Origin of the sequence: Salmonella sp. SG203 (assembly GCF_013350575.1) — a bacterium.
GTDB lineage: Bacteria > Pseudomonadota > Gammaproteobacteria > Enterobacterales > Enterobacteriaceae > Salmonella > Salmonella enterica.
The window spans coordinates 1-275 of record NZ_SNMT01000123.1 but is presented as its reverse complement, the minus strand read 5'-3'; the positions used below and the strand labels follow the sequence as shown (position 1 = coordinate 275).

Here is a 275-nt window from a genome sequence, read left to right as displayed (position 1 = left end):
GTGGTACAGCGGGACTCGTCGGCAGAACGCCGTCAGGTGTATGAGCTGCAGAACCGGCTGTCACATAACAACCGCAGCCTGAAGCAGGTGGTCACCGCTTCCGGTTACCGTGAGCAGGAAAAACCGGTGGTCGTGGATATCTGTACGGACGGTGAGTCATCGTGCCGCCACCTGGATGCAGGCACACCTGACAGGCCATTGCACCCGTAAGGGGCTGACCTTCTGTTTTAACACCTGAATAACCTTTCCGGCCGGGGCCTCAGCCCCGGTCCGGG

At 60.4% G+C, this 275-nt stretch carries 1 protein-coding gene; it reads left to right on the top strand.

Features of this window, described 5'->3' with window-relative positions; translation table 11 throughout:
• A partial coding sequence (locus tag HV477_RS28135) for a hypothetical protein (protein ID WP_175065770.1) occupies positions 1-210 on the top strand: 210 nt, incomplete at its 5' end.
• Positions 211-275: the final 65 nt, after the last annotated feature.